This window comes from Paenibacillus sp. SSG-1, from assembly GCF_002224835.1.
GTDB lineage: Bacteria > Bacillota > Bacilli > Paenibacillales > Paenibacillaceae > Paenibacillus_AQ > Paenibacillus_AQ favisporus.
Genome location: NZ_MBRK01000001.1, coordinates 3,981,740 through 3,994,310, shown reverse-complemented (window position 1 = coordinate 3,994,310; position 12,571 = coordinate 3,981,740). Strand labels below are relative to the sequence as shown.

The following is a 12,571-nucleotide window of genomic DNA, read 5'->3' as shown; positions in this document are numbered from 1 at the left end:
GTATCATTGAGTTTAATGGGTTGACGAATGAAAATTTATTTGCAATGGAGAGAAGGAATTTGACGGTAACCATTTACGATGTGGCGCGTGAAGCAGGCGTATCGATGGCCACGGTATCGCGGGTTGTCAACAACAATCCGAACGTGAAGCCTCAGACCCGGAAGAAAGTATATGAAGCAATTGAACGTTTAGGATATCGTCCGAACGCAGTGGCAAGAGGACTTGCCAGCAAGAAAACGACAACCGTGGGTGTCGTGATTCCGGACATATCCAACTCCATTTTTGCGGAGATCGCCCGGGGTATCGAAGATATCGCCAATATGTACCACTACAATATCATTTTGTGTAACGCTGACAAGAGAAAAGACAAGGAAATTCGCGTCATCAACACGCTGCTTGAGAAGCAGGTGGACGGGCTGCTCTTCATGGGCGGAACCGTAACGGACGAGCATATTCAGGCATTCCAGACTTCGGCTGTGCCGATCGTGCTCTGTGCGACGCGCGACGAGAACGGCATTTATCCTTCCGTGGATATCGATCATGAGGCGGCCGCCTTTGACGCGGTAAATACGCTGATTCGTCACGGTCACCGGGACATCGCCATGATCAGCGGAACGCTCCAGGACCCGGCGAACGGCTATGCTCGTTTCCAAGGCTACAAGAGAGCGCTGGAAGCTGCCGGCATCGAGTATCAGGAAGACCTGGTTCGCATCGGCAACTACCGGTACGAGTCCGGTGTGGAAGCGATGAAGTATTTCCTCGGGCTGAAGAAGAAGCCTACGGCGATCTTTGCGGCCACCGACGAGATGGCGATCGGCGCCATTCACAGCATTCAAGACGAAGGTCTGAAGGTTCCCGATGACTTCTCGATCATCAGTGTGGATAACATCCGCATGGCTTCGATGGTTCGTCCGCAGCTGACGACTGTAGCGCAGCCGATGTACGATTTGGGTGCGGTAGCGATGCGTCTCTTGACCAAGCTGATGAAGAAAGAAAATGTGGACAACCCTCGGGTCATTCTTCCTCACGAAACGATTTTGCGGCTCTCCGTAAGTCATGTGAACGAGGAATAAATAGACATATCCAAATATGAAAAAGGTTGAATACTCGTGAAAAAAGCTCCTTCAGGGAGCTTTTTTTGGGATGTGCGGCTATTAACAGATACGATGCGGCCATGTGCCTGTTTTCATAGCCATTAAGTCCTAATCGTCTGAAATCATATTTTTGCACACAAATAGCATCATCGAGAACTGACTGCTTGAAAGGATTGGAGATGACATGCCAGAAATGATAGGAATCATTGGAGCCATGGATGAGGAAGTGGAACTGCTCCTTGCCGGGATGGAAGGGGCGGAGACGGTTACGAAAGCGGGCGTCAAATATGCCCGGGGTACTTACAGAGGCAAGCCGGTTATCGTTTGCAAATCCGGCGTGGGCAAAGTCAATGCGGCGGTAACGACGCAAATTTTGATCGACCAGTTTGGCGTCGGCAAAGTGCTGTTTACCGGTGTGGCCGGAGCCGTTCATCCCGAACTGAACATCGGCGATATCGTCATTTCGTCGGACTGCGTGCAGCATGATATGGATGTCAGCCCGCTCGGATATGCACGTGGCGTAATCCCTTACCAGGAAGTATCGGAGTTCAAGGCGGACGCAAGTCTCATCGCTTTGGCGCAGGAAGCTTGCCAGGCTCTTGGAGAGGTCAACTGCAAGGTGGGACGTGTTCTCTCAGGGGACCAGTTTATCGCGAACGTCGATCAGGTATCCTGGTTTTATGAGCATATGGAAGGAGCCTGCGTCGAAATGGAAGGCTCTGCCGTAGCCCAAGTCTGCTATATGAACGGCGTGCCGTTTGTTGTGATCCGGTCGATGTCCGACAAGGCCGACGGTTCGGCACATGCCAATTTTGCTGAATTTACGGTGGCGTCGTCACGCCGCTCCCATGCGATTTTGGATTACATGGTGCAGCGGTTGTAGTCGGCGGCTCGACAAGCATCGAAACGATTGGAATCTAACTAAAAATCCCCAGTCCCTTGAAGAGAGGATGGAGCCGCACGATGATCGGCTCGCTTCGTCCCTCTTCCGGGAGACCGGGGATTTTTTCGGCTTGTCCGGCATATGGCAAAGGCCATCTCCGAAACATTGTGTATATGGTTAATACATAAATCGCTGCTGGAAACGGATCCGGTCAAACTGTTCCTTGGAGGATAGCGGAACGTCCCGGCCGATGCGGACCATAAGGCAGTTGGCCGGATGGGAACAGATCTCCGGATCGTCGGTGGCGTACCATACCATGTCCACGACTTTCATCAGCCGCTCCATCATTTTGCGATAGTCCCATACGCTGAGGCCGCTGGATTTGAGGTCCCAATGCCAATAATACTCGGTCGTAAAGACAATGTAGGGCTCCATTTGGCCGCCTTCAAAAGCGGTTGTGATCATTTTCTGCCCGAGTCCCAGCGAACGGTAGCTGTTGGCCACCTCAATCGCTCCCAGCTCGATCAGGTCGGCCATATGGCCCTGCGACCAGCGTTCCTGCTCGTCCGGGTAATGGAAGGTGACATAGCCGACGATCACGTTTTCATCCCGGGTAATGATGATTCTCCCTTCCGGAAGGCCGGCGATTTCGATCAACGCCTTGTGCTGCTCGGCCGGCCTGCGGAAAGCGTCGAGATCCGGATGCATCGTAAGCTCCGCGAGTCTTCCCGGCGGTACGGGACCTTCGACAATCAGGCAGCGGTCCTCGCGGGACAGCGGATGGACATGATACAGTTTGAGGTGTTCCATCTGGACGCTCCTTTCTGCTTCTAACCTACTTATAGCAAAAAAACAAATAAATGAAAAGGGAATGGCAGGGGCATACATCCTGTGCTATAATATCTCTGACATAAATTAGTCACATTTTTTGCTGTTTCCGTAAGTGCTTAACCTGTATGCTATACCCTTTCAGCAATCATTCAAAACTCTCGTAAATCAAGTCATGATGTGTATGGTGTCAATCTATTGGCATGAACTCATACAAGATTGTAAGCGCTGCCCTAGCATGGGAGAACAGAGGGAGGATGAAAGTATGGATCAAATTCACAATGAAATCTTGCCGAGCGTGGTTTCATCATCCAATATGGGCGATTATGAACAGGCTCGTTCCGAGTTTCAATGGGAAGATGTGGAGAAACATTTCACCTGGTATGACACAGGCAAGGTAAATATGGCTTACGAGGCAATTGACCGCCATGTGGCGGAAGGACGCGGATCGAAGACGGCGCTCCTGTACAGCGATGCTTCCCGTGACGAGTCATATACCTTTGCGGAGATGAAGGAGCAGTCCGACAAATTCGGTAACGTGCTGCGCAAATACGGTATCGGTAAGGGAGACCGGGTGTTTATTTTTATGCCGCGGAGTCCGGAGCTTTATTTCTCCCTCATGGGTATTTTGAAAGTGGGAGCCGTCGTTGGACCGCTCTTTGAAGCGTTTATGGAGACGGCCGTCAAGGATCGGCTCGAAGACAGCGGGGCCGTCGCCCTGATTACGACGCCGCAGCTGCTTGGGCGCGTCAAGAAGGATGAGCTTCCCGACTTGAAGCATATTTTCGTCGTTGGCGACAATGTACAGACGGACGACAGCATTATTGATTTTAAGCAGGAAATGAACGAAGCGCCTGCGGACCTGCAGATCGAATGGCTGGACCGCAGCGACGGATTGATTATTCATTATACTTCCGGCTCCACCGGCAAGCCGAAGGGCGTATACCACGTTCAGAATGCGATGATTCAGCATTACTATACGGGGCGGATCGTCCTTGATCTTCGGGAAGACGATACCTATTGGTGTACGGCTGACCCGGGCTGGGTAACAGGGACATCGTACGGCATTTTTGCCCCATGGCTGAACGGGGTAACCAATGTCATCCGCGGCGGACGCTTCAGCCCGCAGGATTGGTACGGAACGATTGATAAATACAAAGTCACGGTGTGGTACAGCGCTCCGACCGCTTTCCGGATGCTGATGGGGGCCGGGGCCGATGTGATCTCCCAGTTTGACCTCAGCAGCCTCCGCCACGTTCTGTCCGTTGGCGAGCCGCTGAACCCTGAAGTCGTCCGCTGGGGCGAGAAGGTATACGGGCAGCGCATTCACGATACATGGTGGATGACCGAAACGGGCGGGCAGCTGATCTGTAACTATCCTTCCATGGCCATCAAGCCTGGCTCGATGGGACGCCCGCTTCCAGGGATCGAGGCCGCTATCCTGGACGATAATGGCAAGGAAGTGGCGCCATATACGATGGGCAATCTGGCCATTAAGGCCCCTTGGCCGTCGATGATGAACCAGATTTGGAAAAACCCGGCCAAGTATCAGGAGTATTTCAGAATTCCCGGCTGGTATATTTCCGGGGACTCGGCATACATGGACGAAGAAGGTTATTTCTGGTTCCAAGGCCGGATCGACGATGTCATCAACTCGTCCGGCGAGCGGATCGGACCGTTCGAAGTCGAGAGCAAGCTTGTCGAGCACCCGGCGGTTGCAGAAGCCGGCGTCATCGGCAAGCCGGATGCGACGAGAGGCGAAATCATCAAGGCGTTTATCTCGCTTCGCGAAGGTTACACCGAGTCGCAGGAGCTTAAGGACGAGATCTACCGCTTCGTCAAAGAGGGATTATCGGCCCATGCTGCACCGCGCGAAATTGAGTTCAAGGATAAACTGCCGAAGACGCGTTCCGGTAAAATTATGCGGCGCGTGCTGAAGGCGTGGGAGTTAAACCTTCCGACAGGCGATTTGTCCACAATTGAAGACTAAGCACTGAATCTAGCGTTACCTTTGCTAACGGTAAGGGATAACGCCGTAAACAGAATAAAGAACAGCCGGTTGCCCAGGGTTATACCCTGACAGCCGGCTGTTTTCGTTATCCCGATTTTTAAGATAAACCGCTCTATACAATACAAGAGGCAATCCCATACCGGGATTGCCTCTTGTGATGCTATATCTGCTTGCCAGGTCCATTACTTTTTCTCAAAGTAGGCGCCCGGCGATTTTGGCGATTCGCCTGCACTATTTACCGCAGATACGAAGAAGTAACCTTTGATTGGAGTCGATGTGGTGTACGATAAGCCAGGCTCCGTGCTGGTGCCTAATTTAACATACGGACCGTTCGGATTCGTACTGTAATAAACATCGTACTCTGTGACCATTTCCTGGGCTCCTGCGGCGGTCCACTGGAATTGGATTCCGGTCTCCGTAGCAGCCATTTGAAGCCCGCTAGGGGCGGCTGGAGCCGTCTGAGGCGCCTGTTCCGTTCCCGGTGTCTCTCCGGATGCCACACCGCCGTCCGGATTGTCCTGCCCGTCGTTTTGTCCTTGTTCCCCGTCCGGATTGTCCGTGCCTCCGATAATGTTGGTCAATCCGCCTCCCAGGCCCACGGTCATGCTCGGTGCGGACTCCTTGCCGGCCACGTCCACGGCCGTGACATAGAAGCTGGATCCGCCGCTCGCAGCGCTGGTAAAGGATGACCCTTCTCCCACGAGAAGGCTGGCCTGTCTCCGGTAGGAGCCGCCGTTATCCGAGCGGTACAGCCGGTAGCCGACGACATCGGATTGTCCGGTAGGGCTGAAGGAGATGACGGCCTTGCTGCCGTTCCACGAGATCGAAGCGTTCGATGGGGCAGCCGGTGCGGCGCCGTCGTCTACGCGCGGATCGATCTTGGTCGGCATGTCGCTGTTGGCATCCCTCGGGATGTAGTAAGACAGCGCATTGTGGCCGCCCTTCATTTTGGCAAACGCGTTCTCCAGCTCTTTGATCAGCTCGGAAATCGGTTTTTCCCGTTTGACGACGACCTTCTCCTTGAGCATGTCATCCGGCGTACCATCCTGCGGGATATAGTTTACGCCGTTGTAGGTAATGTACTTCTCCTTGGCGATGCCGTCGTCGCTTTCCGTCGGAACGTATTTGCTGTTGAAAATGTCGGTCACGAACCGGTCCGTGAGCGATGTCGGCAATTTGCCGCTGTAGGCGGACACCGTCTTGGTTACGATGCCGTCCGGTTTATCGAACTTCGAAGTCTTGAACAGCTCCGGTTCTCTGTCGATCACCTCGTTCATCACGAGGGTCCAGATCGACTGGGCGCGTTTCTTCGCCGCCTTGGTGGTCAAGGTGTTCTTTTGTTCCTTATAGCCTGCCCAGACCCCAAGCGTCACGTCAGGGGAATAGCCCAAAAACCAGACGTCTCCGTAATTCTGGGTCGTACCCGTTTTGCCGACGATCGGCACGTTTTTAAAATGCTTGTAATTTTTGCGGACGACATCGCCGGTTCCTTCGGTGATGACGGTCCGCAGCATGTCGGTCATCAGATAGGCCGTCTGCTTGGAAAAAGCCTGCACCGGCTTGGCTTCGTGCTGATACACGATGTTGCCTTTGGAGTCGGTGATTTTCTCGATCATGTAGGCGTCGTTAAACTGGCCGTTGTTCGCAATGGCGCTGTAAGCATTGGTCAGCTCTTCAACCGTCACACCGTAAACGAGGCCGCCCAGCACGCCGGTCTTTGCACCATAATCATCCGGTTGCAGGGTCGTGATCCCGAGCTTCTTGGCAAAGCTCCAGGCGTTCTGGATTCCGACAACGTTATTGTATAGTTTAAGCGCGACCGTATTCACGGAATTGTTGAGTGCGGAGCGCGCCGTCATCAATCCTTTATATCCCGAAGTTGAGTTTTTGGGAATATGATACCCTTTTTGCCAGTCCGGCAAAATGATCGGCGAATCGTCAACCACGCTTGCCGGTTGAATTGCGCCGGACTCAATCGCCGGCAGGTAAGCCGCAATCGGCTTCATCGTCGATCCCGGCTGGCGGATCATCTGGGTCGCATAGTTCATCTGTTCTTTGTTAAAATCACGGCCCTCGATCATGCCGAGAATGGCGCCGGTCTTGTTGTTGATCATCATGGCCGCCGTTTGCTCGGCCCCCTTGGTTTTGCTGTCAGGGGAGAAGTTGCTGTCATCCTCGGCGATTTTATGCATCGTATTGTACACCTTTTTATCAATGGTGGTATAGATCCGATACCCGCCCGTGCTGAGCTGCTGCCGGGCTTCTTCAAGCAGGTCGCCGTCCTGCTTCGCATCGTCCCCGGGAACCTTGCCTTCCGCCTGCTCATTCAGCTGCATGATGATTTGGGCGCCTTGGCGCTCCGTTTCCATCATCAGATAAGGGAAGGTGGCGTATGCCTTCTCCACATGGGGAGCCAGCTGCTTACGGATGTCGAAAGCGAGCGCTTCCTTGTACTGCGCCTCCGTGATTTTGTTCTCCTCAAGCATCCGCCGGAGCACCAAATGCTGCCGGTCGATGGCGCGTTTAAAGTTGGCTTCGTTAAACTCGCCTTTGCCGTTGAAGGCCGAATATCTGGAAGGCAGCTGAGGAAGACCGGCCAAATAAGCCGCCTCGGCGACGTTCAATTTACTGAGATCACTAATATTAAAAATGCCTTTGGCTGCGGCCTGAATACCGTACAGATTGTAGCCGCTGGATCCGTTGCCGAACGGAACCTTGTTTAAGTATGCCGTTAAAATTTCTTCTTTCGTCATAAACCGCTCCAGCCGGAGCGCGAGCAAAATTTCCTTGAATTTCCGGTCTTCCGTTTTGTCCAGGTTCAGGAAAACGCGTCTGGCCAGTTGCTGGGTGAGCGTGCTTCCTCCGGTCTGCACGGATTCATGCAGAAGCTTCTGTTTGACGGCACGGAGCGTGCCCTTGATGTCAACACCCTTATGTGTAAAAAAGTTATTGTCTTCAATCGATACGACGGCGTCGATGACGATGGGCGGTATCTGCTTATACTCCACGGGGCGTCTGTCCTCATCGGTCCGAAGCTGTCCGATGGGGGTGCCGTCACGGAAGTAGGCGAATCCCGTAATGGAGTTCTCGCTCATCTTCTGGTCAATCAATGCCCTGGAACGGACCGGATCATCCTTCACGATGGAAGTGAGGTACCCGGCTGCCGTACCGCCGGCGAACAGCGCTCCCATAACGATAACGACCAGCGTCCACATCGCGGTAAGGCCGATGATGCGGCCGTAGGACCGTTTTTTCGGAGCGGTCTGCTCTTCCGGCTTTTGTTTGTTATCTTCAACCATTCGTGGCTATCCTCCTTTTGACGGAACTATTATAGCATAAATTGCGTATTTTGAATGCAGAGATCGAATCGTGGCCAAATGGATGGCAATCATTGACTTTTTTCGGGTGTGTGGTATAAATAGGGTTAATCCAAAAAGAACATATCGTCAAAAGGCAAAGAAAGACTCCAGTAGAAGGGAGCCTGGGCTGATCAGAGAGCCGGTGGGTGGTGCAAACCGGCAGCCTCTCCCTTTGAATTACCGTCTTGAGCCGTCCGGAGGAACGCGCGTCACCTGGAGCGTAAGTAGTCTGGCACCGGACCTGGCAGTCCGTTATCGTAATGAAGTGAAAGCAGTGGGTGGAAGGGGATCGTCCCCGAAACGGCTGCTTTAATTAGGGTGGTAACGCGAGCAGGCTCCTTCTCGTCCCTTGGGACGAGAAGGAGCCTTTTTGCTGTACATTCTAACGGATCAGAGAGAGGTTGATGACGATGAACTGGGAACAACTCATGCCGGCCCAGAAGGAAGAGGTTGAACGCCAACTGGCTGTCATCAGGAGGGGGACGGTCGAAATCCTGCCGAACGAAGAGCTGGAACGCAAGGTGATCCGGTCGGTTGTGCAAGGACGGCCGCTCAAGGTAAAGCTGGGTCTTGATCCATCCGCTCCGGACATTCATATGGGGCACACGGTAGTGCTGCACAAGCTGCGGCAGTTTCAGGAGCTGGGCCATGAGGTGCAGCTGATCATCGGGGATTTCACGGGCCGGATCGGCGACCCGACCGGGAAATCGGAAACCCGCAGGCAGCTGACGGAAGAGGACGTGAAGCGGAATGCGGAAACGTACCAGGCTCAGGCGTTCAAAATATTAAGTCCGGACAAAGCGAAGGTATACTACAACTCCGAATGGCTCGGACCGATGACCTTTGCCGACGTGATCGGGCTCGGTTCCAAAGTGACGGTGGCCCGGATGCTGGAGCGAGACGATTTTTCCAAACGGTATGCCGGCGGTCTCCCGATCAGCATTCACGAGTTTTTCTACCCGCTGATGCAGGGCATGGATTCGGTGGCGCTGGAGACGGATATCGAGATCGGCGGTACGGATCAGACGTTTAATCTCATGATGGGCCGCACCTTGCAGAAGGAATACGGGGCAGAGCCGCAGGTGGCGGTCACGCTTCCGCTGCTGGAAGGGCTGGATGGCGTGCAGAAGATGAGCAAAAGCCTCGGCAATTACATCGGAATCGATGACGCACCGAACGAAATGTTCGGCAAAACGATGTCGGTGCCGGATGGTCTGATGGTGAAATACTTCGAGCTGGCCACGGATATAACGAATGAAGACCTTCGGATTCTGCGCGAAGGATTGGAAGGCGGCCGTATCCACCCAAGGGATGCCAAAATGAGCCTGGCGGCAGCCTTTGTCCGGATGTACCACGGGCAGGAGGCGGCCGAAGCGGCCCGGCAGCATTTCGTCACGGTCTTTCAGCAGCGTGCGCTTCCTGAAGATATCGAGCTGCGCGATATCCCCGAAAACGAGCTGCAGGGAGGGGCCATCCGGCTGGTCCGGCTGCTGACCCTCATCGGATTTGCTTCTTCCAACAGTGAAGCCAGAAGGAGCATTCAGCAAGGATCGGTCAAGCTGAATGAAGTGAAAATCGAGGATCCCCATGCGGAGATCGCGGTCCGGGACGGCGATATCGTTCAAGCGGGAAGACGCAAATTTGCCAAGCTCCGGCTGCTATAGAAGATGTAAGAAGCCGTGAGAAGGCTGGGAGAGGCCGGGGGGATACTACCACGATACACAGGGCTGCCAGTCGGCCCTGTTTTTCATCCAGAACAAACAAAAAAGCCCGGAACATAAAGTTCCAGGCTTGGTTGCAGCAAATATTAACGGTTGTAGAATTCGACGATTTGTCTTTCGTCGATGTCTTGGGAAAGCTCGGCGCGCTCTGGGAAACGGATGTATTTACCTTCCAAAGCTCCATCGTTGTACTCCAGGTAGCCTGGCAGATGCGTACGGTTTTCCAGCGCTTCTTTAATAGAAGAGAGGCTGCGGCTTCTTTCGCGAAGACCGATCACGTCGCCTGTGCTTACTTGGTAGGAAGCAACGTTTACTTTCTTGCCGTTAACAGTCACGTGACCGTGAGCGACCAATTGGCGCGCTCCTGCACGGGAGTTAGCGAAACCAAGACGGTAAACAAGGTTGTCCAAACGGCTTTCCAGCAAGAACATGAAGTTTTCACCGGCAATACCTTGCATTTTTTGCGCTCTGTCGAACAGCGTGCGGAATTGCTTTTCACCCAAACCGTACATGTGGCGCAATTTTTGTTTTTCTTGAAGCTGCATACCGTAGTTGCTCATTTTTCTCCGTTGGTTAGGACCGTGTTGTCCCGGAGGAAAAGGGCGTTTCAATTCTTTACCAGTACCGCTCAGGGAAATTCCCAGACGACGGCTCAATTTGAACTTTGGACCTGTGTAACGTGCCATGTTATAGTAGACTCCTTTATTTTTCGAATAATTTACAGTAGGGCTCTATTTGCGCCGTATTTGTTTACCTGTGCGTTCTAATACGAACCGCACAACTGACGGGAAAGTTCAGCCGCTGTCCTGTCAGCAACAAATGACGTGAGGGTGACACAACGTTACGCCCAAATCAAGACTATATTGCAGTCTTTTTCAACAATAGATTTTATATTATAGAGTAGGCAAAAGTCAAGGCCTGACATTGTGCTGGAAAAGTCTAATTTTGTCGATAGGGCTATAGTCCTAAAAAAGTAGGACGAATATCTGAAATATGAGTGCAAAATTGCTTGGAACAGAGTAGAATATGATTATTATAACACATCCGACATAACCCGACTTTGTCAGGGGATTTTCATATTGCAAGGATGACAATGATTGATTGTGATTCTATGGTGCCTTGAAAGACACCCTCTGGGCACGGTGTAAAGGAGCGCCTGTCTATGTCAGAACACCAACGAGAAACAACCAAGCATCAAAGCCTGTTCCAGACGAATACCGAGCTGGCGTTTCCCTCAGAGTCGGCTACTTCCTGGCTGCAGGAGATCGACTTGTCCATTCATGATTTGCCCTATGTGGATCACGTGATTCAGGAAGCCTTTCTCCAATGGAGCACCGAAGGGCAGGCGCTGACGTTAAGCGGACAAGCCCTATGGGCCGTGACAGATTACGAGGGGCGGTGGATCGAAGGCGATGAAGCTCTCCTTGCGGAACCTTTCTGCGGTTTGACGGGAGAGATCGGGCGCTGCCTGGAGTCCGGGGAACAAGTCTGGGTCCATCCTGATGACCCGGCGGATCGCGGAAGCTCCTGGGTCACGACGGTTATTCCGGTCTTTACACGCCGGGACCATGCGCTGGTATGCCTTATGGTCTGCGGAATCCCCGCACGCTTTTTTGATGAAGGAATCCGGGACACCGTTGCCGCGATGGCGCTTCACTATCGTTCCTGCCTGTACAAAAGCTTTAAGTTTGCCCTCGTATCGGATATTCTGAAGGTACAGGAAAGCACGGAACGGGAAGCCAACCGCCGGTCCATCCTGTTCCAAATCATGCAGCGGATGCATGATCAGATCGACGTCGAAACCGTGCTGACGGAAGTTCTGGACAGCCTTGAAGTACTGTACCCCACTATCCGGGCGAGGCTGCTCATGTCCCAGGACCACCAAAGCCGCAATCCGCGGGTAGAACCGCTCGTGTTTCATCCCTGGGGCGAGGATATCTGCGTCAGGTCTTTTATGGATGGAAGGCTCATGATGCAGGATGGCAGCGGCGAAGGAATGGAAGGCCAGACCGAAATCGCCATACCGCTCGGCGGCAAGCAGGGCGTCTACGGGGTGCTGCATCTTGTGATGTCCCGGGAGCTCCGGGAAGATTTAGATCTGCAGCTGATCAGCATGGTGGTCGACACGGCGGGGAACGCGTTCGAGAATGCGAAGCTCTACGAGCAGTCGAACCTGCTGATTCATGAGCTGCGCCTCATTAACGAATTGACCCAGCGGCTGAACCAGAGCCTCAAGCTGGGGGATATCTACAAGTTTGCCAGCGAGGAGATGCTGGATATTTTTCAGGCGGATTACTGCTGCTTCCTGCAGTACAATGAGGAGCGGGACGTTCTGGAGGTCATGGCATCCAACGTTCCCGGTCTTGCCCCGTCTTTTGACGCAGAGTACGGCTTCGGCGGACTTGTCTTTCATAAAAAGGAACCTGTAATTCTGTCAGACTATTCGCTGAACGGCAAAGTCCCCTCAAAGCTGATGGAAATCACGCATTCGCAATCCCTCATCGCTTCACCGCTGACCGTAAACGGCAAGGTAATGGGGGCGATTCTGCTGACGCACCGCAGCCCTCATTATTTTTCCTATGACAACTACCGGCTTCTGCAGACCTTGTCCAGCCACATCGGACTGTCGGTGAGCAACGCGCTGCTCCACGCCGAGCTGAGACGGATGGCCAACC

At 53.3% G+C, this 12,571-nt stretch carries 8 protein-coding genes and 1 other annotated feature; of the genes, 5 read left to right on the top strand and 3 right to left on the bottom strand.

Features of this window, described 5'->3' with window-relative positions; translation table 11 throughout:
• Positions 1-59 precede the first annotated feature (59 nt).
• Both ccpA and BCV73_RS18500 read left to right on the top strand, forming a co-directional pair.
• Positions 60-1,073 (top strand): catabolite control protein A, encoded by a 1,014-nt coding sequence (gene ccpA, locus BCV73_RS18505; RefSeq protein WP_076169906.1) that lies wholly within the window; start codon positions 60-62, stop codon positions 1,071-1,073.
• 205 nt (positions 1,074-1,278) lie between these two features.
• Positions 1,279-1,977 (top strand): 5'-methylthioadenosine/adenosylhomocysteine nucleosidase, encoded by a 699-nt coding sequence (locus BCV73_RS18500; protein WP_089548157.1) that lies wholly within the window; start codon positions 1,279-1,281, stop codon positions 1,975-1,977.
• Between the two features lie 177 nt (positions 1,978-2,154).
• Here BCV73_RS18500 and BCV73_RS18495 read toward each other — a convergent pair whose 3' ends face one another.
• A complete protein-coding gene (locus tag BCV73_RS18495; RefSeq protein ID WP_089548156.1) occupies positions 2,155-2,787 on the bottom strand; it encodes a GNAT family N-acetyltransferase in 633 nt (210 codons plus the stop codon).
• 283 nt (positions 2,788-3,070) lie between these two features.
• Here BCV73_RS18495 and acsA point away from each other — a divergent pair, with 283 nt between their 5' ends.
• Complete coding sequence (acsA, locus tag BCV73_RS18490; protein WP_089548155.1) at positions 3,071-4,795, top strand: acetate--CoA ligase; 1,725 nt, start codon at positions 3,071-3,073, stop codon at positions 4,793-4,795.
• 203 nt (positions 4,796-4,998) lie between these two features.
• Here the strand turns inward: acsA and BCV73_RS18485 are convergent, their stop codons facing one another.
• On the bottom strand, positions 4,999-8,115 hold the full coding sequence (locus tag BCV73_RS18485; RefSeq protein WP_089548154.1) for a transglycosylase domain-containing protein: 3,117 nt from the start codon (positions 8,113-8,115) through the stop codon (positions 4,999-5,001).
• Between the two features lie 148 nt (positions 8,116-8,263).
• Positions 8,264-8,528 (top strand) — a binding site (T-box leader).
• Between the two features lie 57 nt (positions 8,529-8,585).
• Between BCV73_RS18485 and tyrS the strand changes: the two genes are divergently transcribed.
• A complete protein-coding gene (gene tyrS, locus BCV73_RS18480; protein ID WP_089548153.1) occupies positions 8,586-9,839 on the top strand; it encodes a tyrosine--tRNA ligase in 1,254 nt (417 codons plus the stop codon).
• A gap of 143 nt (positions 9,840-9,982) precedes the next feature.
• Here tyrS and rpsD read toward each other — a convergent pair whose 3' ends face one another.
• Positions 9,983-10,582 (bottom strand): 30S ribosomal protein S4, encoded by a 600-nt coding sequence (rpsD, locus tag BCV73_RS18475; protein WP_076169912.1) that lies wholly within the window; start codon positions 10,580-10,582, stop codon positions 9,983-9,985.
• Positions 10,583-11,058: 476 nt separating this feature from the next.
• Here rpsD and BCV73_RS18470 point away from each other — a divergent pair.
• Positions 11,059-12,571, top strand: a 1,513-nt coding sequence (locus tag BCV73_RS18470; RefSeq protein WP_218828157.1) for a GAF domain-containing protein, incomplete at its 3' end; no start/stop codon positions are given.